Here is a 20,547-nt window from a genome sequence, read left to right as displayed (position 1 = left end):
TCCAGATACTGCAAGTCCTCCATTGTAACAGACGATCGGAACAGGATGCGAATAAAAACAGAGTTGGCAAGGAGCCCAGAGGTTATCGGACGAGTCTTTTCCCATGCAGGCTGGATCTGGGACTGGGCGTTGGCAAACACAGACCGCGGGGATCGACAAATCGCGCCCTGTAGATTGCGTGTTCAGGATCCGAGCTGCCGATCTGAAACTGCAAGGCTCGAACACCTCTCAATCCTTCGAGAAGTAATCCAACGACTGGTAAACGCCCGTCAGCTCCTTTGCAATCTGAAGCAGGATGTCGTTGGCCAGTCTTGAGGCGCCGATGCGAAACAGGTCGGGAGTGATCCAGTCCTGCCCGAGGGTTTCCCGCAGAACCACAAGATACTGGATGGCCTGTTTGGCGGTGCTGATCCCCCCTGCCGGCTTCATGCCGACCTTTCGGCCAGTGGCAAAGTAAAAGTCGCGAATCGCCTCCAGCATAACCAAAGTGACGGGCAAGGTTGCGGCGGGCTGCACTTTGCCGGTTGAAGTCTTGATGAAATCCGCGCCGGCATGCATGGCCAGATCCGAGGCGCGGCGGACGTTGTCCAGCGTGCCCAGCTCGCCGGTTTCCAGGATGACCTTCAGATGCGCCCGGCCAGAGGCAGCTTTGATCGCGGCGATTTCGTCGAAGACGTACTGGTAGTCGCCGGCGAGAAAGTGCCCGCGAGAGATGACCATGTCGATTTCGTCGGCACCTTCATCGACGGCGAATTTTGTCTCCTCGATTTTGGTCTGAAGCGGGTATTGCCCGGAAGGAAAGCCACTGGCGACGGCGGCGACCTTGATGCCCGACTGTCCGACAGCCTGCCGGGCAATACGGACCAGCGCCGGATACACGCAAACGGCGGCGACATGGGGGATGTCGGGCAGCGTGTCGGCCAGATGCGCCGCCTTGTAACACATCTGCCGCACCTTGCCCGGCGAATCGGCGCCCTCCAGCGTGGTCAGATCAATCATGCTCAAGGCCAGCTTCAGGGCGTGCAGCTTCGATTCCTTCTTGATGCTGCGCCTGCTGAGGCGCTCGACCCGCTCCTCGACGCCAACTTGGTCGATCGGCGGGCTGGAGAGCACGTCGGGCACTCTGCCGGGCAAAGCGATCGGGGAACTGGCCGTCATCTCTGGCAGGATACCACGGAAGACGAGCTGTGAAAATCCGTTGCGGCGGCTTGCGGGTTCGGCGGGGTTGATCGTAGCATGCCCGCTCCATCTGCACCGGGAAGGTATCGGCCAATGATCATTGCAGTACCGAAAGAAACGTGCCCGGGGGAAAGACGCGTGGCCCTGGTGCCGCTGGCGGCGGCGGGGCTTATCAAAGACGGGCATCAGGTGCGCCTGGAGCAGGGCGCCGGCCTGGAGTCGGGATTCGACGATCAGCAGTATCGCCAGCGCGGCGTCGAAGTGATCGAGGACCGCGGCCAGTTGATCGCCCAGGCCCAGATGATCCTTCAGGTCCGCACGCCCGGGGCCAATCCGCACGCGGGGATGAACGATCTTGCGTACTTTCAATCCGGGCAGATTCTGATCGGGCTGGCCGAGCCGCTGCTGGCGCTGGAGGCGATCAAGGCGCTGGCCGAACGAGGGGTCACGTTGCTGGCGCTGGAGCTTTTGCCGCGCATCACCCGCGCGCAGAGCATGGACGTGCTGTCCAGCCAGGCGAGTCTGGCGGGGTACAAGGCGGTGATCCGCGCCGCCGACCTGTTGGGACGGATCTTCCCGATGATGATGACCGCCGCCGGCACCCTGCAACCGGCCCGTGTGTTCGTGATCGGCGCCGGAGTCGCCGGGCTCCAGGCGATCGCGACGGCGAATCGTCTGGGGGCGATTGTCAGCGCGTTCGACGTTCGCCCGGTGGTCAAGGAGCAGGTCGAAAGCGTTGGCGGACGATTTGTACAGTTGCCGCTGGACACCGCCGCCGCGCAGGACCCCAGCGGCTACGCCAGGGCACAATCCGAAGACCAGCTTCGCCGGCAGCGCGAGTTGATGCACCGTGTGGTGGCCGAGTCGGATGTGGTGATCACGACCGCGCTGGTTCCCGGTCAGCGTGCCCCGATCCTAGTGACGCGGGAGATGGTGGAGGCGATGCCTCATGGCGGGGTGATTGTGGACCTGGCCGCCGAGCGTGGCGGGAACTGCGAACTGACTCAGCCCGGGCAGACGATCCGCCATGGCTCGATCACGATCGTTGGAGATCCCAACCTGGTCAGCTCCGCGGCGCAGCACGCCAGCCAGATGTACGCCAACAACGTTGTGAATCTGCTGCGACATCTGTTTTCGGCCAGGAAAGGTGAGCCGGCGCCATCACAGCCGCGGCTGGACGAGAGCGACGAGATCGTCGCGAGCATTCTGGTGTGCCGCGACGGGCAGGTGGTGCATCCGCGTGTGCGGCAACTGATGGGGCTGGAGCCGATTCAGCGCGTGCCGCAGCCGACCAGAGCCGCCGGGTAAACATCGTTTTGACCAGTGAACTGCTACGGGACCGGCCATGACCTTCATCATGCTGTTGACGATCTTCGTGCTGGCGATCTTCATTGGTTTTGAAATCATCACGAAGGTACCGCCGACGCTGCACACGCCGCTGATGAGCGGATCCAACGCGATCAGCGGGATCACAATTGTGGGCGCGCTGATTGTGGCGCACCGGCATCCGGGGTGGCTGGACGGCACGCTGGCGTTTTTGGCGATCGTGCTGGCGACGATCAATGTCGTCGGCGGCTACCTGGTCACCCACCGCATGCTCGGGATGTTCCGGGCACATCGAGCTGAAAGCCAGCCGCAACCTCAAAATCATTCCGCTGGAAAGGACTGATCTGCCGTGTGGAGCCTGTGGGCAAATCTGCTGTACCTGGCGTCGGCGGTGCTGTTCATCTTCGGCATCAAGGGCATGACCCATCCCCGCACAGCGGTGCGCGGCAACCTGCTCAGTGCCGCGGGGATGCTGCTGGCGATTGTCGCCACCCCGCTGACCACCGAGTTCAACTGGTGGATCGTGATCGCCGGGCTGCTGCTCGGCGCGGCGATCGGCGCGACGCTGGCGATGCGGGTGCAGATGACCGCCATGCCCCAGATGGTCGCGCTGCTGAACGGCTTTGGCGGGGGGGCATCGACGCTGGTGGCGGCCATCGCCGCCATCGGCGCCATGAGCGGGCAGGCCGCCGTGCAGTCCCCCACCACCGGCCCGGCGACGATGCCGCTGCCGCCCAGCACCGTTGAAACCGTCCAGTCCCTGGTCGCCATCGCCCTGTCGGGTCTGATCGGGGCGGTCACGTTCTGGGGAAGTCTGGTCGCGTGGGGAAAGCTTGAAGAGCTCGATGTTTTCAAGAAAGACCTGGGGCTGCCTTTTCAACAGTGGATCAACGCCGCGTTGCTGGTGCTGGCGCTGGGGCTGGGGGCACTGCTGGTGGTTCAACCCAGTTGGGCGGGTGTGTGGTATCTGCTGCTGGCGGTGGTGGCGTCGGTACTGGGGGTGCTGCTGGTCAATCGCATCGGCGGGGCGGACATGCCGGTGGTGATCTCGTTGCTGAACAGCTATTCGGGCCTGGCGGGGGCGACAACGGGGTTTGTGATCAATAACAACGTGCTGATCATCACCGGCGCGTTGGTCGGCGCCAGCGGGATCATCCTCACGCAGATCATGTGCAAGGCGATGAACCGCTCGCTGGCCAATGTGCTGTTTGGCGGGATGGGCGTCGGAGCTGTAAGTTCAAAAGCAGACGATGTTTATGGCGGCAAGATCAAAACCACCACCGCCGAGGAGATCGCCATGCTGCTGGACAGCGCCCGCCGGGTAGTCATCGTTCCCGGCTACGGCATGGCCGTCTCCCAGGCCCAGCACGCGGTTTATGACCTGTACAAGGAACTGATGGATCGGGGCGTGGACGTGCAGTTTGCGATTCACCCGGTGGCCGGGCGAATGCCCGGACACATGAACGTGCTGCTGGCCGAGGTCAACATCCCCTACGAGCGGATGCAGGAGATGGACCGGATCAATCCGCAGATGAAAGAGTTCGACGTGGCGATCGTGATCGGCGCCAACGACGTGGTCAACCCCGACGCCCGGAACAATCCCAACAGCCCGATCGCGGGCATGCCGATCCTGAACGTCGATCAGTGTCGCACGGTTGTGGTGATCAAGCGAAGCCTCAGCCCGGGCTTCGCCGGCATTCCCAATCCCCTTTTCGCGGCTGACAATTGCCTGATGTACTTCGCCGACGGCAAGAAGGCGGTTCTGGATATCGTGATGGCGTTGAAGGAAATGTAAGCGCGATCCGCCAGAGCTTGTGTGCCACGTGGCACAGTATCGTTCCCGGCTGGCGGATCGCCAATCGCCGATCCAAGATCAAGAATCAACCGCCGCCTACTCCTCCAAGTGCACTCCCATTCGCTTCAACAACTCATCGAACTGATCCAGTGAGGCGTAGTGGATCACCAGCCTGCCTTTGGTCTTGCTGGCGGCGCGAAGCTGCACCCGCATGCCGAGCTGCCGCGAGATCGCCTTCTCCATGTGCTGTAGGTGCGCGGAACTGGGCTTGTTCCTGGATGCAGCCGCGGGCGGTTGCTTGCCGGCCAGCAGTCGTTCCAGACCGCGCACCGACAGCTCCTGCGTCACGCACATGTCGGCCAGCCGCTGTTGTTGGAGGATGTCGGACACCCCCGCCAGGAGCTTTGCATGACCCAGGGAAAGCCTGCCGTCGCGAACCAGGTTGCGCACCGGCTCGGCCAGATCCAGCAGCCGAAGATAGTGAGCAATGCTGGTGCGATCCTCGCCCAGGCGTGCAGCCAGCTCAACCTGGGTCAGTCCGAGCTGATTCATCAGCGCCCGGTACGCCAGGGCGCGATCGATCGGGTTGAGGTTTTCCCGGTGGATGTTCTCGACCAGGGCCATCTGGGCTTGGGCAGCGGCATCGACCTCGCGCACCAACGCGGGGATGGTGCTCAGTCCGGCGAGCCTGGCCGCCCGCAGCCGCCTTTCGCCGGCGATAAGCTCGTAGCCCGATTCGACCTTTCGGACGATCACAGGCTGGATCAACCCCGTGGCACGGAGGCTGGCCGCAAGTTCCGCCAGGGAGGCGTCATTCATCTGCCGGCGGGGCTGATGCGGGTTGGGCGCAATCGAGTCGATCGGGACTTCGATCATCCCGTTTGGCGCTCGGCTGCCAGCTGCCGTGTGGTCGTTGGCTTCTGGCGCGACGGGCTGCTCAACTGGGGTAGTCTGCGGCGGCTTGACCTCCGCTTCGACGGGCAGATCGGACATGGAGATCAGGCTGCTCAGCCCCCTGCCGAGTCGGCTGCGGGATTTGGGTGACGCCTGTTGCTGGTGGGCGGTTACCGGTTGGGTCATGATCGGGACTCCTTTCCCAGTCAAGGAAGGTCCGAAGCGGTTGTGCCACGTGGCACACACAACCTCCATTCGCTGATCCGTCTGAAGTGATGGGCAGGATAGCCGCCGCGGCAGGGGGGTTCAAGTCGCTTGAGCTACCGAACTGCAATCAGAAGTATCAAATATTTGCGTGAAGTGGTCGGGCGACGTTTGACACCCGATTGTGACCGGGTAAATTCTGTACCGCTGCCGGACATTTGTCCGACTCAGATTGCATCCACAACCAGTCACAGCGTTCACGGAGGAACCTGTCATGCCCGACAAATGGATGTCGGTTGTCGAAGCGGCCGCAACTCTCAAAGTCCACACGCGGACGATCGAACGTCGCATTGCCAGCGGCAAGATCCAGGCTCGCCGGACTGATGACGGACTGCTCCAGGTGCTGGTGACGTTGCCCGACGAGGCCGACACCACGCCGGCGGTGGCGCTGGAGGCGGTGCGTGAGCTTGCCGACAACCAGGTGCATCTAGCCACCGGCAGCGCATCGGCGCTGGTCAAGTTCGCCCAGGACGACGCCCACCGCGCCCGCGAGGAGTTGGCGCTGGTCCGACAGGAGGCCGGGCGCGCCCGACGGTCGGCGGTGGTGGCCTGGTGCGTGGTGGCGTTCGTCGGCGTGGGCGTGTGTGTGGCCGTCGGCTGGACAACTCAGAAAATCACCCGCGCCAACGAGGATGTCCGACACCTCAGCGAATATGCCGAGCGCATCGAGGCCGAAGCCCGCCAGCTCAAGGAACAGTACCACCAGGAGCGGCAGCGGCTGCTGGCCGAACGCGACAGTGCCCGACAGGAGGCCGAGCGCGCCCGGCTCGAGGGCGCCGAGGCGTCGGGCAGGCTTGCCGCCTACATCGAACAGCACAAGTACCTGCTCGCCCAGTCGGGCAAAGGTCCGACAACCCGCCCGATGTCGCTGCTGGAGCGACTCGCCTCGGCGTTCGCCGATGTGGACTGAAGCCGCCAACGCCATGAGGACAGCTTCTCACTGGGCTCAGAGACTGATCTTCTCGTGCGATTCTTCTCGTGCGATCGTGAAGCGTGGCAGGAGTCACTGCTGCGGCTATAATCCCGCGCCTTATGCCCTACACCCTGTCTGAAGCATCGACCGACCTGCTGCCCGAACAACTTCGCGACGGCGCCGAGCCGGGCAATCGCTGGACCTTGAACTTCGGCCCGCAGCATCCGGCCACGCATACCACGCTTCGCCTGGTGCTGGAGCTGGACGGCGAGCGGGTGATCCGCTGTACGCCGCACATCGGGTACCTGCACAGCGGTTTCGAGAAGCTCGGCGAAGTGCTGAACTACAACCAGTACGTCACGATCGTCGATCGGATGGACTACAGCGCGCCGATCTACAACGAGCTGGCCTGGCATGCCGCGGTCGAAAAGCTCATGGGAATCGAGCTGACTCCGCGCTGCAAAGCACTTCGCACGATTGCGGGCGAGCTGGGCCGCATCCAGTCGCACCTGCTGTGCATCGGCGCGGCGGGACTGGATCTGGGCGCGTTTACCGCGTTTCTTTACGGCTTCAACGAACGCGAGCTGATCTACGACATCGTCGAGTACATGTCCGGCCAGCGGTTTCACACGAGCTGGACACGGGTAGGGGGGCTGAACATGGATCTTCCGGACGAGGCGGTGTTTCGGGCGATGGTGCACAACCTGATCGACGACGCCCTGCCGCGCGCGATCGAGGACATCGAGAAGCTGCTGAACAAGAACCGCATCTTCATCGACCGCACAAAGGGGATCGGCACCATGACGCGAGAGGAAGCAATCGCCTGGAGCCTGACCGGGCCGATGGCGCGCGCCAGCGGCGTGGCCCGCGACCTGCGCAAGGACGAGCCGTATCTGTGCTTCGCCGACAACTGGGACGGGCAGGGCAGTCCGGCGGTGGACTTCAAGGTTCCGATCATGACCAGCGGCGACGTGCTGGCGCGATACCTGGTGCGGCTGGAAGAGATGCGCCAGTCGTGCCACATCATCCGCCAGCTTATCGATCGCCTGCCGCCCGGACCGGTCAATGTCAGTCCCGAGGGCAAGGCGGTTTTGCCGCCCAAGGATCAGGTGTATTCAAGCATCGAGGGGCTGATCCATCACTTCGAGCTGATCATGACCAACCGCGGCTTCCAGGCGCCCAGGGGCGAAGTCTACGGCTGTGTCGAAACCGCCAACGGCGAGCTGGGTTACTACATCGTCAGCGCCGGAGATAACGTGCCGTGGCGTGTGCGGACGCGCCCGCCAAGCTTCATCAACTACCAGTCGTTTCCCAAGCAGATTGAAGGGCACATGCTCAGCGACGTGGTGGCGGTGCTGGGCAGCATCAACGTGATCGCGGCGGAACTCGATCGGTAGGGGACCGGCCAGGGCGGACGCCTGGCTGCCCGATCTGCCGCGCCGATTGCAGCAAGACCGCCACTCTTGACCGCGCGGCGAAAAACAGCGACCTTTTCCAGTTGTGATGAACGATCGGTGGGCCATGCCCACCCTGCTCAAACCAAACGACCAGAGAACACCATACCATGGCCTGGATTGTCGAAGATCGTCGTGCGGCGAAGGTGGCAGCGGGGCAGCCGCTGCTGACCGAACCGATGAAGCAGCGTCTGCGCGAGAAATACTTCCCGCGCTATCCCACCAGACGCGCCGTCACGCTTCCGGCTCTTCACCTTATCCAGCACACCTACGGCTGGATTCCGATGCAGGCGATCCAGGAAGTCGCCGAGTTCCTGGAGCTTGCGCCGGCAGAAGTGCTCGACACGGCCAGCTTCTATGAAGAATACTGGCTCAAACCCAAAGGCAAGTACCTGATTCAGGTCTGCCGCTCGCTGGCCTGCGAGCTGTGCGGCTCGGAGACGATCACCGAGCACATCAGGCGCAAGCTCAACATCGACATCGGCCAGACGACAGAAGACAGGCGATTCACCCTCGTAGAATTGGAGTGTCTTGGTTCGTGCGGCACGGCGCCGGCGGCGCTGATCAATCAGGTGCTTCACGAGAACCTGACGGTCGAGAAGATCGACAAGATCCTGGATTCGCTTCCGGACGATCCGCACGATTACAGGGATCCGACGATCGATTGGGATCAAGCCGAGTGATCGAGTCGAACCAGAAGCAATGGCGATGCGCACGCTTCAGCTTACTGCCGTGATTGAGCGCGAGGACGACGGTTACGTCGCACTGTGCCCCGAAATCGACGTGGCCAGCCAGGGCAGCACCATTGACGAGGCCCGCGCCAATTTGAAAGAGGCAGTAGAGCTGTTCTTCGAAACCGCCAGCGATGCTGAGATTACCAGCAGGCTTGGTTCGGCAGTGCGCGTCGAGCCGCTGGAGGTAACGGTTGGGTAAGTTGCAGCGCATGCCAGGGGCCGGGAGGTACGAGCCATCCTCGAGCAGCATGGCTTTCGGTTCCTGCGGCAGCGCGGCAGCCATATGGTGATGCAACAGGCGATTGCCGGCTCGACCATCACCGTCATCGTGCCCGATCATGCCGAACTGCGGATTGGCACGCTTCAATCCATCATCCGGCAATCGCGGTTGCCCAGAAACATCTTCGAGTCGCAATGAAACCCCAATTCGACCAGAAGTTGACGATCACCCTTCCCAGGCCGATGCCGGCCAGCAATGACTGTCTGCCACACGCGGGAATGAATCTGGGCAGCCCGCGCGGCGTGGGACTTCAGCCCAGACCCGGAATGGTCCACCGACTGGTGATTCAGCCGCAGCTCGGCGCGTGGTGTCTGTTCCGGCTGGATGAGCATGGAGGGTTCGTCGGCGAATCGTGGCATCCGACCCGCGAAGACGCATTGCACCAGGTCAAGCGGGAATTCGGGATCGACTTTCCCGCCGACGCCTCGCCGTGAAGATCCACCCGGCTCTCAGCGATTGGTGGCGGCGAGGGAATAGAGCCGCGCGGCGCGCAGACGGAAACGAAGGTAGATCTTGCGACCCTTGAGCGTGCTGAGATCGCTGTTCTGTTTCCACGTGACGGGAATGCGAATGTGGTCGCCGTGCAGCGTGTCGGCGTCGGCGAAGCTGTAGCCCGGCACGGGGCGGAACTGCTCATCGCGAATTTCGACTTCGATCCCGCCGGTGCGGTGAGCGTCCATGTTCAGCACAATCTGGTTGCCGCGCAGGATCATCGCCGCGGTGGTGAACTGCCCGCGCTGCGGGGCACACAGGGCGGCCAGGCGGTCGGCGGGCCAGACGCCAGCGTACTGCGTCTTGCCATAGAAGCGGTGCCGGGGGAATTTGTGCGGCACGCGATAGACGTTGTAGAAGATCAGCATCCGATCATCGGGGGTGCGGACGAAGGTAGGCTCGGCGGAGAGGAAGCCGGCCTTTTCATCCGGCGAGCCGGGCCCGCCCATCAGCGGCTCGCCCGGCACGAAGCGGAACGCGTGCCCGTCGCGGCTGACGGCCAGCCGGATCGTCGAGCCATCCACCGCGCGATCGTAGACCAGACAGAAAATCAGGCGGATGTCCGGCCGGCCCGGATAGTACGTCTGCGCGCTGGCGTAGAAATCGACGCTGGGTGGATCGGCAGGCCCGGCCGATAGCAGGTTCGTCGGCAGCGGCCAGGTTGTGAAATCGGTCGTCTCGGAATACCCGATGCTTCGCCGCCCAAGCTCGTACAGCCGCGTGTACATCACGTATCGCTTCAGAATCGTATCGTAACGGGTGACGGTGAGGGTGTCGGCGTCGTGAAGCATGATCGGGCGCGGGAAGATGCGCCATCCAATACCGTCGGCGGAATAGGTGCCGAACAGCACCGTGCTGCCTTCGTCGGTCATGGCGCTCAGCGGCATGCCGGTCTGCCGCGCGTACTCCGGATTGCTGCGCGGCTTCACGTGCCCAAGGAAGCTGGACTTGAAGCGTTGCTCCGGCGGGGCGGACGGATCAATGAAAAAGACGTTGCCGCCGGGGCGCGCTTCCTCGGCCGAGCGAAGATCCCCCAGCGCGGCTTCGTCTTCGGCGCCGATCACGCCAAGCAGGTTGGTCCGCTTGTGCTGTTCGTAGGCCTTGTACTCGCGAAGCGGACGATCCCACGTCTTGAAGTCGGATGATTCGGCATAGGCGAAGTTTCCCCTGGTCTCATACCAGAGCCTGTAGCGCTTCTCAGCCTCGTCATAGACAAGCGTATGCGCCGTCAAGTCCTGCTCCCAGGGGAAAGAGGGCTTGAAAAGCACATCCTGGAACGATCCGCCGCGGGTTGCTGGCTGCGTGCGAATCTCCACGCCGCTGGGCACTTCGATCGGTACCGCCCGCACCTGGCTCTCATCGGTCAGGTCGTGTGGCTTGCTCAGCGGCAACAGCTCCCCGCTGTGCCGGTTGACATAGGCGATGAAGCCGGGCTGGATCAGCCCCCAATCCAGGAACGGATGCGGCGTATCGTCAAGCTCGTTGGTGATGCGGCGGTCTTCGATGATGTAATGGCCCAGAGTCTGGAAATACTTTGAAAGCTCGTCGTTGGTCATGGAACGCTCCGCGGGGGCGGTTGCAGGTTGCGCCTGTGCCCGCAGCGACGCAACCGACGTCAACAGCCAGGCAAAGCCAAGGACAACAACCGATGCACGCAGCCGAGTCAGGTTGAGCATGATGGGTCCTTCTCTGAGCAGCGCGGTCGCACTCACAGGGCCGGCCGGATCGCGCTGAGGCTGGCCGAGGGTACCACGCCTGGCGCGCCGAGAAAAAAACTCTGCCATTGCGCGGTCGCTGCTTGACAGCCGCGAGACAGATTCACAGGATATTACAGGACTAATCAGACCTTTGTTGTCAGCCTCGACCCTGATACCTCTCTCGGAGCGGCGCGATGGCCCAGACGACAGGAACTTCAAGTCCCAGCGCACCTTCGGCAGGCTCGCCTTCGCAGCCGGGGCAAAGACTCAGCCCCGCCGTCGGACAGGAGGTAATCCTTTCCCCGTCCGGACTTGCGGATTTGATCGCCGCGCTTCGGCGGGAGGAATATCAGGTGATTGGGCCGGTCCGCCACAGGGGCGTGATTACCCTTGGTCCCATCACCGCTGCCGACCAACTCGCCACCCACGTCAGCGATTGGCAGAGTCCAGGTGAATATCGGCTTCAGGAGTCCGATTTACACTCGTATTCGCAGTACGTCGTCGGCCCGGACTCTGCCAAGCGATACGTCTTCCCCCCGGTCATGCGTCTGTTCCGCATGCGCGTTCAGGACGGACAGTTCAAGTTTGAAGCCGGCCCGCCCGATCCGCCAAAACTGGCTTTGCTGCTGATTCGTCCCTGCGATCTGGCGGGGCTTTTGGTGATGGATCGGGTCTTTAGCGCGGTCAACCGCTGCGAAACCGATCTGTACTTCCGCCGCGCCAGACAGCAGATGTGCATCGTGGTGCTCAACTGCACCCGCCCAGGACAAAACTGCTTCTGCGAGTCGATGGGCACTGGTCCGGCGGCCAGCAGCGGATTCGACCTGGCCCTGACGGAACTGAGCGACGGCTTCCTGATGAAAGTGGGCTCGGCACTGGGCGTGCAACTGGCCTCAGAGCTGCACACCCGCCTGCCCATGCCGGCAGAAGTGGAACTGGCCAACCTCCGCCTGGAACTGGCGCGGCAGCGCATGGGACGCAGGCTCGATGCCCAGCAGGCCGCCCAATCGCTCCAAACCGCTATCGAGCACCCGCACTGGGACCAGGTCGCCAAACGATGCCTGGCCTGCGGCAACTGCACGATGGTCTGCCCGACATGCTTCTGTAGCGGTGTCAGCGACAGCAACGACCTGTGCGACGGAAGCGTCAGCCGCACGCGGAGCTGGGATTCGTGCTTCACGTATCAGTTCACGTACACGACAGCCGGGCCGGTGCGATCCAGCGTGCGCGCCCGCTATCGCCACTGGCTGCGCCACAAGCTGTGCACGTTCCGCGAGCAGTTCGGGTGCAGCGGGTGCGTGGGGTGCGGACGGTGCATCACCTGGTGCCCGGCGGGGATTGACCTGACCCGCGAGGCCGCCGCGATCGCCGGACACGACGCCACGCAGCAGAGCCAACCAACAGGAGGGCTCAGAGCATGATCACCGCCGACTCCAGCATCAGCGTTCGCGGCGGCTTCAGCGCTTCCCGCCCGCCGCCAATCTGCGGGCTGGAAGCCATGATGCCCGTGGCGGCGCGGATCGTCTCGGTCAGGGAAGAAAACTTCAACACCCGCACGTTCAGGCTTCAGATCTGTGACCCGGAGCTGCGCAGCCTGTATCGCTTCGCCCCCGGACAGTTCAACATGCTGTATGTTCCGGGCGTAGGCGAGGCGGCGATCTCGATCAGCTCCGATGCGCACAACCCCGAGTATCTGGAGCACACGATTCGCGTGGTCGGATCGGTGACTCGCGCGATCACCCGCCTGGGGCAGGGAGGCGTCGTCGGCCTCCGCGGGCCGTTCGGGCGCGGCTGGCCGATCGAGGCGCTGGCCGGACACGACATCGTGATCGTCGCTGGCGGAATCGGGCTGGCCCCGCTTCGTCCGGTGGTTTATCAGATCCTGCGCGAGCGGCAGCGTTTCGGGCGAGTCGTGCTGCTGTACGGTTGCCGCACCCCCGCAGACCGCCTCTATGCCGAAGAGCTGGAGCAGTGGAGCGCCGGCGAGCAGATCGACGTGCTGGTCACCGTCGATAACGCCACGCCCGGTTGGGTCGGCCCCGTCGGCGTCGTGATGAAACTGCTCCAGCGGATCAAGGTCAACGCCGCCCGCGCCAACGTGCTGATCTGCGGGCCGCGAATGCTCAACCGCGTTGCCGCCTCCCAGTTCCTACAGTTGCACGTCCCGCCCGAACAGGTCTTCCTCAGCCTCGAACGCAACATGCACTGCGGCTTCGGACGCTGCGGACACTGTCAATATGGGGCGAAGTTCGTCTGCAAGGACGGGCCGGTCTTCAGCTTCGCCGAGATCAGCGACATCTTCGCCAAGGAGGAGATATGAACGCTGCTGACGTGGCGGAGACCACATCCAGGCCTAAACTGGCGGTCTTCAAGTTCTCCAGTTGCGACGGATGCCAGCTTTCGCTGCTGAATCTGGAAGATGAGCTTCTGGACCTGGTGGGGGCGGTGGAGGTGGCGTACTTCCTGGAAGCACGGCGGCGAGAGCTTCCTCCGCCTTACGACGTGGCCCTGGTCGAGGGCAGCATCTCCACCCCCGAGGAAGAAAAACGCATCCGAAAGATCCGTCACGACTGCAAGTTCCTGGTGGCGATCGGCGCCTGCGCCACTTCCGGTGGAATCCAGGCGCTGCGGAACTGGGCGGATGTCGAGCAGTTCACGCGACTGGTCTACCCTTCCCCGCAGTACATCCATACGCTGGACACCGCCACCCCGATCGCCGGGCACGTCTTCGTCGATTTCGAGCTTCGGGGTTGCCCGGTGAACTCGCGGCAACTGCTGGAATTGATCAGCGCGCTGCTGGTGGGGCGAAAGCCCAATGTCCCCACCCACAGCCTGTGCGTCGAATGCAAACGCCAGGGGTTGCCCTGTGTGCTGGTCTCGCGCGGGCAGCCGTGCCTGGGGCCGCTCACGCAGGCCGGATGCGGGGCGCTTTGCCCGGCGTGCGGACGCGCCTGCTACGGCTGCTTCGGACCGATGGAACAGCCCAATATCTGGTCCCTGGGCGATCGACTGCTCCAGCAGGGCAAAACGCCCCATCAGATCATGCTCATGCTCCGTTCGTTTAACGGCTACCTGGAGCCTTTCAAGCAAGGCAGCGACCACTATGAGCGGCTCGAGTCCAAACATTGAGACGCCCAACACCCACACACGCACGATCCGCGTGGGCGCGCTGGCCCGCGTCGAGGGCGAGGGCGCGCTTCACCTGGTCATGCGCGGCAAGCAGGTGCAGGAAGTGCGGCTGGACATCTACGAGCCGCCACGCTTCTTCGAAGCCTTTTTGCGCGGACGCGACTTCCGCGAGGTTCCCGACATCACCGCCCGCATCTGCGGCATCTGTCCCGTCGCCTACCAGATGGGCTCCTGCCACGCGCTGGAAAAGTGCATGGGCGTGTTCTCACAGGTCGATGCCCCGATCCGCACGCTGCGAAATCTGCTGTACTGCGGCGAATGGATCGAAAGCCACGTCCTGCACATCTTCCTGCTGCACCTTCCCGACTTCCTCGGCTACGAAAGCGCCATCAGCATGGCCGCCGATCACGCGGCCACCGTCAAACGGGCATTGCGGATCAAGAAACTGGGCAACGAGATCGTGGCGCTGCTGGGCGGACGCGCCGTGCATCCGGTGGGCGTGTGCGTGGGCGGGTTTTACTCGGCGCCCGACGAAGCCCGTGCAAAGGCCATGCTGCCGGAAGTCAAAGCCCGGCTCGATGACATGTGCGAGCTGACGCTCATGCTCGCCTCCACGCTGAACTATCCGCGCTTCGAGCGCGACTACGAATTTGTCGCGTTGTGCCCCGACGATGAATATCCGATGAACCTGGGGCGCATTCGCTCCAACAAGGGATTGAACGTCGATCAGGAGCAATTTGGCGAGGCTATCGAGGAACGGCAGGTGCCTCACTCAACCGCGCTGCACGCGATCATCCGCGGCCGCGGGGCGTACCTCGTCGGGCCACTGGCCAGGCTCAACCTCAATCACGAAAAGCTCCATCCCCGCGCCGCCGAGCTGCTCCCCAAAGTCACCAAAGCCCTGGGACAGGAACTGCCCTGGCGAAACACCTACTTCTCGCTGCCCGCACGGGCCATCGAGACCGTCCATGCCCTGGCCCTGGCCAGCGACATCCTCGAAAACTACCGTCCTCCTGAGCGATCGTGCATCCCGATCACGCCACGCGCCGGCGTCGGCGGCCACGGCACCGAGGCGCCACGCGGCATCTGCTGGCACCACTATCGCACCAATCCCGACGGCTCGATCGCCTCGGCAAGGATCGTGCCCCCAACCAGCCAGAACCAACTGTGCATCGAGCAGGACCTGTGGCAACTGGCCGAGCAGGTTGGCGACCTCACCGACGAACAGGCCTCGCTTCGTTGCGAACAGCTCATCCGCAACTACGACCCGTGCATCAGTTGCTCGGTGCACTTCCTGCGGTTCCGGCGAACGCAGTAGCGGCTCATGCCAACTGCTCGCGGCTTAGGGTGCGCTGCTCCCCGGCCGCAAAGCGCAGCTCGTGCGTCCTGCCCGCCGCATGCACAAGACACGCATTGCCCAGCAGCGACCGGATGCGCGCCAGATTCAGCCGCCCATCCCGCCAGTCCAGATCGATCTGGAACCCGCCTCGGGCGCGCAACCCGCTGACCCGTCCCTGCGGCCAGTCCCTGGGCAGCGCAGGCAGCAACCGCAGCACGACCAGGTGTGATCCGTCCTGTGCCACGCCGGTCTGGTGGCTCTGAAGCAGCATCTCGCACACCCCCGCGGTGAAGCCGAAGTTGCCGTCGATTTGGAACGGCGGATGCGCATCGAAAAGATTCGGATACAGCCCGCCTTTCCAACGCTGCTCGTCGCTCACCGGGTTCAGCAGCGCGCGGATACACTGCATCGCCTGCTCCGCATCGCCCAGTCGTGCCCACAGGTTGATCTTCCACGCCAGCGACCAGCCCGTGCCTCCGTTGCCGCGCAGCTCCAGCGAACGTCGCGCCGCGGCGAACAGCTCCGGGTGAGTGTCTCGCGTCCACTGCCGACCCGGATGCACCCCGAACAGGTGCGACATGTGACGGTGCTGTGGCTCGGAATCCTCAAAATCCTGTGACCACTCCTGCAATCGTCCCTGCCGGCCAATCCGCGGCGCAAGCAGCTTCCCGCGGGCTTCCATCAGCCGCTGGCGGAACGGCTCGTCGATCCCCAGCACCTGCGACGCCTGGATCGTGTTGCTGAAAAGATCCCAGATCAGCGACATGTCGCAGGTCGTGGCGATCGAGAGACACCGCTTCTGCCCGTCGGGAGCGATGAACTTGTGCTCCGGCGAGGTAGACGGCGACGTGATCAGATGACCCTGCCCGTCCTCGATCAGAAAGTCCAGAAAGAACTCGCAGGCCTGCTTCATCACCGGATACGCATGACGCCGCAGATAACCCTCGTCCCCGCCGAATGCATAGTGCTCCCAGAGGTGCTGGCACAGCCAGGCGCCGGCCATCGGCCACACCGCCCAGACAGGATCCGCCGCCGGCTCGCCATAGTTTCCCGCGGGCGCCGATTGCCGCCACAGATCCGTGTTGTGATGCGCCGTCCAGCCACGGCATCCGTAGTTCACCTTTGCCGTCTGGCAACCATTGATCGAAAGCTGGCGGATCATCTCCAGCAGAGGCCAATGACATTCCGCAAGGTTCGCCACTTCCGCCGGCCAGTAGTTCATCTCCACGTTGATGTTCGTGGTCCAGTTGCAGCTCCAGGGTGGACGAAGCTGCTCGTTCCAGATGCCCTGAAGATTGGCCGGCTGATCGCCCGGACGCGAGCTGGCGATCAGCAGGTATCGGCCATACTGGAACATCAGCTCCACCAGGCGCGGATCGTCGCCGCCTCGCTCCAGCCGCTGGTCGGTGGGCAGATCCTTCTGTGCAGGATCAACCGACCCCAGCTCGAACCGAACCCTCTCAAACAGCCGCCGATGATCCTGAACGTGCGTGGCCCGAAGCGTTTCGTAAGGCTTGCGCCGGGCGGCATCCAGGTACGTCGCGGCCACAAGCTGCTCATCGCGCCCGTGGCGGGTCGGGGATTTGTCGAATCCGTTGAAGCTCGTGGCCGCGCTCAGCAGCAGCGTCAACCGCGACGCGCCGATGATCCGCAGTTCTCCCTGCTCCACGCTCAGCTCACCATCGCATTCGCTTGCCCGAAGCATCGCGGCGAAACGCATCCCCTCGCCGTCGTCCTCGTAGACGAATTTGCCCCGGCGATAGTAACTGGGATCCACCAGCGCAGGCGCTTTGCCCCTCAGCAGCAGCGCGCCGGCCAACGCGCACAACTGCCAGCGAAGCTGGCTGCGCAGCGTGGCCCGAAGGTTGAATCGGCCGGGACCTTCGGCGCGCAGGTGGATCGCGATTACCTGATCCGGATTCGACGCCAGAACCTCGCGAGCGTATCGCGTGTTGCCGATCCGGTAGCTCACCGTCGCGATCGCATCGGCCAGATTCAGCTCGCGGCGATAGCTGTCGGCCTGGCCGACGTGCTCGAAGTGAAGCTCAAGATCGCCCAGCGGCAGATACGACTGCGTGTACGGGCCCATCATCCGTTTGGAGATCTCATCCGCGCGGGCGTAGTCTGCGGCGGCCAGGAACTGCCGCACCTCGCCCAGCGTTTTTGGCCCGCCGGGATTGTTCCAGTCCGTCGGCCCGCCGGACCAGAGCGTGTCGTCGTTCAGCGCGATGCGTTCATCGGCGATCCCCCCAAAGACCATCGCCCCGAGCCTGCCATTGCCCAACGGCAGCGCCTCGGTCCACCTGGTCGCGGGTTGCGTATACCACAGGGTTGTCATGGCGAACAATCCTCCCGGGACATCACCCGCTGTGTTTCAATCGAGGCGATGCCCATCTTCAATCAACCGCTTAGTCTGGGCTGATCCCAGGCATATTGACAGCCACGAACCAGTATTAGCGCCGCGCGTGCGGATTCAACAACGAATCAAAGAGTTGTTTGAGGCAGCGGCTGTAGGAATCCAGATTCACCGACTCGTATCTCCGCCGCGCCGCACGGCCCATGGACAGCCGCAGCTCGCGGTCGGCAATCAGGCGTTGAAGATGCGGGGTTTGACGCGGCGGTTTGCCTGCACGAGGATGTGGCCGATGAGCCAGTCGAGCGGCGACATCCATCTGCTTGGCAAGGATGATGCGCTGGCGCCGGTCAGGTCCGGCGCTTCTTCCGCGTCATCTGCCACACAGAATATCGGCTCGCGCGCCGCCAGGGGAATGGTCTGGCTGAGCGCCCAGACCATCGTCACGCGCATTACCAGCTTTGCAACGCAACTGGCTTTGGCCTGGCTGCTGGCGCCGGGAGATTTCGGTCAGGTCAGCCTCGTCTACACCATCACCGCATTCGCCGCGCTGTTGAACAATCCGGGCGTGGACGAGGTGCTTCTCCAGAAACAGACGCGCCTGCGACGTTGGGCAACTGCGGCCTTCTGGCTCAATGTCATGCTGGGACTGGCAGGCGGGGCGCTGGTGGCCTTGAGCGGTCTGGCCGTCCACCAGGTCGCGCTGCGCTACGGCAACGCCGCTTATGCCAATCCAAATGTGCTGTGGATGACTCTGATCCTCGCCGCCGCCGCGCCGCTCAATGCCGCAAGCATGGTCCCGGTCGTGGTCCTGCGATCGGAATTGCGTTTTGCCCGGCTGGCAGCGGTGAACCTGGCGGACGTGCTGATGGCCCAGGCGTTGAGCGTGGCGCTGGCGGCGCTTGGATGCGGACCGTATAGCTTCGTCGTGCCGTTTCTTGTTAACGCCGTCGTCAGGCTCCCCATCCTGTGGATACTGGCACGTCCGCCGGTGCACTGGAGACTATCCACGCACCGATGGGGCTCGCTGATCGGCTCAACGCGATGGGTCGCCGGACAACGGCTGTTCTACAGCCTCACCGCCATCGGTGACTATCTTGTTCTGGGCGCGTTGTACGATAATCCCACGCTCAGCGGGCTGTACTATTTTGCGTTCCTGCTGTGCGCACAGATCATTCAGGTGCTGTGCAACAATGTTGGCGCCGTTTTGACGCCCGCGCTGAACGCGATGCTGGGGGATCGCCCCCGCATGGAGCAGGCAACGCAGCGGGCGATGAAGTCGCTGGCGGTGATGGTGGTGCCGGCGATGGCGCTCCAGATCCTGCTGGCCGGGCCGGCCATTCGGCTGCTGTTTGCCCACAAGTGGGAGCCTGCGATTCCGCTGGTACAGTTGCTGAGCCTGGGGCCAGTCCTGTACACCGCCATCTGGCCACTGGCGTCGCTGCTATCGGCCAGTGGTCGCTTCCGCGACGGCTTTTATCTGTGGGGCGTGGTTGCGCTGCTGTTTTTCGCGGTGGTTGCGCCTGCGACCTGGCTGGGGGCCGCCCACGGGACGGCGATCGGCGTAAGTATCTGGGGCTGGCTGGCGGCGAGCTGTTTCGCCGCGGGCGCATATCGCTCAGTTGCTGGCATCGCCAAATTGTTCGACGCCGTCTGGCGTCCGATCGTCTGCGCCCTGCCCGCCGTCGCCGCAGCCTCGGCGATCCTGCCATTCATGCCCAAGGGGGTGATAGGAGATTTCTTGGCCGCCGGGATCGCGGCATCACTTATGTTGGGGATCTATCTGGCAATTCTGCATCGGGTGGATCGTGATGCTGTCGAGCAATTGCTGCATCATCTGAACGGCGTGCTACACCCGATTCTGTCGCTGGCGCAGCGCCCGGTTCGCTCGGCATTATGGGGGCGCAAGTATAGTCGAGGAACTTGACACGGATACGCGACATGGAGGCAGACGGGCAAATCACCGTCGATCGCGTCCAAATGCCATCACGTTGGTGATCAGCCAACTGGCCTCAACGTGTTCCCGCCGGAAGCCCTCTGCAAGCGCAGCCGACGGTTCTTCCAAATACTGCATACCAGCGCGAGCGAAGCGTTCAATCCAGTATTCTTTGGGTTGCTCATTGATATGTCCGGTTCCCCCCTGCCCTGGATGCGCGGCTGAGAAGACCGCGATCGGCGCTAGTCCAGCCACAAATGCGATCAGCCGGTCTCCAAGCGCCGGAGGCAGGTGCTCCGCCACTTCGAAGCAATAACTGAGGTCGAACGTGTCGGTAATCGGTGCGGGAGGCTCGCGAGTTAAGTCGAATGGACGGCAATCCACCCCCTGTCGGCTGGCCCAGCGGCGCCCAGTGCTACTGTGTTCGCAGGCGACCACGCGAATGCCCTGCCGCTGTGCCTCAGCCGCATAGACTCCGCTGCCCGCGCCCACGTCTACATAGCTTCTTGCCTCAGGAAAGGTCCGCGCGATCACACGCATCACCGCCGGGGCATTCCGCAATCCGTGCTCGTGAAAGTGTCGGAAATGAATCGGATTGTACGTCAGCCAGTCGATGCCGAACCGCTCGCCCAGCAGCGACAGCCGTCGACCAAACCCAGCGCGGACATAACTGCCCCACGAGGAGGTGGCCGGCTTCATGACAACTCTCCAGCGGCAGACATTGCACTGCGGCGGCGGCTTACACTCCGGGCCCATCCCAAG

General features: G+C 63.4%; 18 protein-coding genes and 1 pseudogene. 14 read left to right on the top strand and 5 right to left on the bottom strand.

Translation table 11 applies throughout. The annotated features are described in order from the left end of the window. Positions 1-228: 228 nt before the first annotated feature. On the bottom strand, positions 229-1,158 hold the full coding sequence (gene deoC, locus ACQS5P_RS11630) for a deoxyribose-phosphate aldolase (RefSeq protein WP_428936788.1): 930 nt from the start codon (positions 1,156-1,158) through the stop codon (positions 229-231). Between the two features lie 114 nt (positions 1,159-1,272). Here deoC and ACQS5P_RS11625 point away from each other — a divergent pair, with 114 nt between their 5' ends. Genes ACQS5P_RS11625 through ACQS5P_RS11615 form a run of 3 tightly spaced genes read left to right on the top strand, consistent with a single transcriptional unit; the run spans position 1,273 to position 4,300 of the window. Further along, positions 1,273-2,487 carry a Re/Si-specific NAD(P)(+) transhydrogenase subunit alpha gene (locus ACQS5P_RS11625; RefSeq protein WP_428936787.1) on the top strand — a complete coding sequence of 405 codons (1,215 nt, stop codon included), beginning with the start codon at positions 1,273-1,275 and terminating at the stop codon, positions 2,485-2,487. 37 nt (positions 2,488-2,524) lie between these two features. After that, on the top strand, positions 2,525-2,848 hold the full coding sequence (locus ACQS5P_RS11620) for an NAD(P) transhydrogenase subunit alpha (RefSeq protein ID WP_428936786.1): 324 nt from the start codon (positions 2,525-2,527) through the stop codon (positions 2,846-2,848). A gap of 6 nt (positions 2,849-2,854) precedes the next feature. After that, entirely contained in the window at positions 2,855-4,300 is a 1,446-nt protein-coding gene (locus ACQS5P_RS11615) for an NAD(P)(+) transhydrogenase (Re/Si-specific) subunit beta (RefSeq protein ID WP_428936785.1), read from the top strand. 96 nt (positions 4,301-4,396) lie between these two features. On the opposite strand, the gene ACQS5P_RS11610 is transcribed toward ACQS5P_RS11615, so the two are convergent. Next, positions 4,397-5,380, bottom strand: a complete 984-nt coding sequence (locus tag ACQS5P_RS11610; RefSeq protein ID WP_428936784.1) for a ParB/RepB/Spo0J family partition protein — start codon at positions 5,378-5,380, stop codon at positions 4,397-4,399. A gap of 292 nt (positions 5,381-5,672) precedes the next feature. On the opposite strand from ACQS5P_RS11610, the gene ACQS5P_RS11605 reads away from it, so the two are divergent. The 6 genes and pseudogenes from ACQS5P_RS11605 to ACQS5P_RS11580 all read left to right on the top strand — a co-directional run bounded on the left by ACQS5P_RS11605 (position 5,673) and on the right by ACQS5P_RS11580 (position 9,273). Continuing rightward, entirely contained in the window at positions 5,673-6,368 is a 696-nt protein-coding gene (locus ACQS5P_RS11605; protein WP_428936783.1) for a hypothetical protein, read from the top strand. A gap of 122 nt (positions 6,369-6,490) precedes the next feature. Beyond that, positions 6,491-7,768 (top strand): NADH-quinone oxidoreductase subunit D, encoded by a 1,278-nt coding sequence (locus tag ACQS5P_RS11600; protein ID WP_428936782.1) that lies wholly within the window; start codon positions 6,491-6,493, stop codon positions 7,766-7,768. A gap of 167 nt (positions 7,769-7,935) precedes the next feature. Further along, the gene (nuoE, locus tag ACQS5P_RS11595) at positions 7,936-8,508 is read left to right on the top strand and encodes an NADH-quinone oxidoreductase subunit NuoE (RefSeq protein ID WP_428936781.1); all 573 of its coding nucleotides are present in this window, start codon (positions 7,936-7,938) and stop codon (positions 8,506-8,508) included. Between the two features lie 25 nt (positions 8,509-8,533). Further along, the gene (locus tag ACQS5P_RS11590) at positions 8,534-8,758 is read left to right on the top strand and encodes a type II toxin-antitoxin system HicB family antitoxin (protein ID WP_428936780.1); all 225 of its coding nucleotides are present in this window, start codon (positions 8,534-8,536) and stop codon (positions 8,756-8,758) included. Positions 8,759-8,788: 30 nt separating this feature from the next. Continuing rightward, positions 8,789-8,977: pseudogene (locus ACQS5P_RS11585) on the top strand (type II toxin-antitoxin system HicA family toxin); the annotation flags it as partial. After that, on the top strand, positions 8,974-9,273 hold the full coding sequence (locus tag ACQS5P_RS11580; protein WP_428936779.1) for a hypothetical protein: 300 nt from the start codon (positions 8,974-8,976) through the stop codon (positions 9,271-9,273). The pseudogene ACQS5P_RS11585 and the gene ACQS5P_RS11580, both read left to right, overlap by 4 nt. Before the next feature lie 15 nt (positions 9,274-9,288). On the opposite strand, the gene ACQS5P_RS11575 is transcribed toward ACQS5P_RS11580, so the two are convergent. Continuing rightward, positions 9,289-11,007 carry a hypothetical protein gene (locus ACQS5P_RS11575; protein WP_428936778.1) on the bottom strand — a complete coding sequence of 573 codons (1,719 nt, stop codon included), beginning with the start codon at positions 11,005-11,007 and terminating at the stop codon, positions 9,289-9,291. A gap of 215 nt (positions 11,008-11,222) precedes the next feature. Here ACQS5P_RS11575 and ACQS5P_RS11570 point away from each other — a divergent pair, with 215 nt between their 5' ends. From ACQS5P_RS11570 to ACQS5P_RS11555, 4 genes are read left to right on the top strand one after another with little or no spacing between them, the layout of a single operon-like run. Next, positions 11,223-12,449 carry a 4Fe-4S dicluster domain-containing protein gene (locus ACQS5P_RS11570; RefSeq protein ID WP_428936777.1) on the top strand — a complete coding sequence of 409 codons (1,227 nt, stop codon included), beginning with the start codon at positions 11,223-11,225 and terminating at the stop codon, positions 12,447-12,449. Further along, complete coding sequence (locus ACQS5P_RS11565) at positions 12,446-13,348, top strand: FAD/NAD(P)-binding protein (protein WP_428936776.1); 903 nt, start codon at positions 12,446-12,448, stop codon at positions 13,346-13,348. Before ACQS5P_RS11570 ends, ACQS5P_RS11565 begins: the two co-directional genes overlap by 4 nt. Then, positions 13,345-14,157, top strand: a complete 813-nt coding sequence (locus tag ACQS5P_RS11560) for an oxidoreductase (protein WP_428936775.1) — start codon at positions 13,345-13,347, stop codon at positions 14,155-14,157. The genes ACQS5P_RS11565 and ACQS5P_RS11560 overlap by 4 nt, the downstream gene beginning before the upstream one ends. Continuing rightward, complete coding sequence (locus ACQS5P_RS11555; protein WP_428936774.1) at positions 14,132-15,475, top strand: Ni/Fe hydrogenase subunit alpha; 1,344 nt, start codon at positions 14,132-14,134, stop codon at positions 15,473-15,475. The genes ACQS5P_RS11560 and ACQS5P_RS11555 overlap by 26 nt, the downstream gene beginning before the upstream one ends. Positions 15,476-15,479: 4 nt before the next feature. Here ACQS5P_RS11555 and ACQS5P_RS11550 read toward each other — a convergent pair whose 3' ends face one another. Next, the gene (locus ACQS5P_RS11550; RefSeq protein ID WP_428936773.1) at positions 15,480-17,834 is read right to left on the bottom strand and encodes a glycoside hydrolase family 95 protein; all 2,355 of its coding nucleotides are present in this window, start codon (positions 17,832-17,834) and stop codon (positions 15,480-15,482) included. A gap of 307 nt (positions 17,835-18,141) precedes the next feature. Between ACQS5P_RS11550 and ACQS5P_RS11545 the strand changes: the two genes are divergently transcribed. Then, positions 18,142-19,776, top strand: a complete 1,635-nt coding sequence (locus tag ACQS5P_RS11545; protein WP_428936772.1) for an oligosaccharide flippase family protein — start codon at positions 18,142-18,144, stop codon at positions 19,774-19,776. Between the two features lie 33 nt (positions 19,777-19,809). On the opposite strand, the gene ACQS5P_RS11540 is transcribed toward ACQS5P_RS11545, so the two are convergent. Then, on the bottom strand, positions 19,810-20,484 hold the full coding sequence (locus ACQS5P_RS11540) for a class I SAM-dependent methyltransferase (protein ID WP_428936771.1): 675 nt from the start codon (positions 20,482-20,484) through the stop codon (positions 19,810-19,812). Positions 20,485-20,547: the final 63 nt, after the last annotated feature.

The organism is Fontivita pretiosa, assembly GCF_050410795.1.
GTDB lineage: Bacteria > Planctomycetota > Phycisphaerae > Tepidisphaerales > Tepidisphaeraceae > Fontivita > Fontivita pretiosa.
Note: the sequence above shows the minus strand (reverse complement) of the source record. Positions and strands in the feature narration are given on the sequence as shown.

Coding starts and splice junctions, on each gene's coding strand:
- deoC (WP_428936788.1), bottom strand. CDS start 1,158: ATGACGGCCAGTTCCCCGATCGCTTTGCCCGGCAGAGTGCCCGACGTG.
- ACQS5P_RS11625 (WP_428936787.1), top strand. CDS start 1,273: ATGATCATTGCAGTACCGAAAGAAACGTGCCCGGGGGAAAGACGCGTG.
- ACQS5P_RS11620 (WP_428936786.1), top strand. CDS start 2,525: ATGACCTTCATCATGCTGTTGACGATCTTCGTGCTGGCGATCTTCATT.
- ACQS5P_RS11610 (WP_428936784.1), bottom strand. CDS start 5,380: ATGACCCAACCGGTAACCGCCCACCAGCAACAGGCGTCACCCAAATCC.
- ACQS5P_RS11605 (WP_428936783.1), top strand. CDS start 5,673: ATGCCCGACAAATGGATGTCGGTTGTCGAAGCGGCCGCAACTCTCAAA.
- ACQS5P_RS11600 (WP_428936782.1), top strand. CDS start 6,491: ATGCCCTACACCCTGTCTGAAGCATCGACCGACCTGCTGCCCGAACAA.
- nuoE (WP_428936781.1), top strand. CDS start 7,936: ATGGCCTGGATTGTCGAAGATCGTCGTGCGGCGAAGGTGGCAGCGGGG.
- ACQS5P_RS11590 (WP_428936780.1), top strand. CDS start 8,534: ATGCGCACGCTTCAGCTTACTGCCGTGATTGAGCGCGAGGACGACGGT.
- ACQS5P_RS11580 (WP_428936779.1), top strand. CDS start 8,974: ATGAAACCCCAATTCGACCAGAAGTTGACGATCACCCTTCCCAGGCCG.
- ACQS5P_RS11575 (WP_428936778.1), bottom strand. CDS start 11,007: ATGCTCAACCTGACTCGGCTGCGTGCATCGGTTGTTGTCCTTGGCTTT.
- ACQS5P_RS11570 (WP_428936777.1), top strand. CDS start 11,223: ATGGCCCAGACGACAGGAACTTCAAGTCCCAGCGCACCTTCGGCAGGC.
- ACQS5P_RS11565 (WP_428936776.1), top strand. CDS start 12,446: ATGATCACCGCCGACTCCAGCATCAGCGTTCGCGGCGGCTTCAGCGCT.
- ACQS5P_RS11560 (WP_428936775.1), top strand. CDS start 13,345: ATGAACGCTGCTGACGTGGCGGAGACCACATCCAGGCCTAAACTGGCG.
- ACQS5P_RS11555 (WP_428936774.1), top strand. CDS start 14,132: ATGAGCGGCTCGAGTCCAAACATTGAGACGCCCAACACCCACACACGC.
- ACQS5P_RS11550 (WP_428936773.1), bottom strand. CDS start 17,834: ATGACAACCCTGTGGTATACGCAACCCGCGACCAGGTGGACCGAGGCG.
- ACQS5P_RS11545 (WP_428936772.1), top strand. CDS start 18,142: ATGAGCCAGTCGAGCGGCGACATCCATCTGCTTGGCAAGGATGATGCG.
- ACQS5P_RS11540 (WP_428936771.1), bottom strand. CDS start 20,484: ATGAAGCCGGCCACCTCCTCGTGGGGCAGTTATGTCCGCGCTGGGTTT.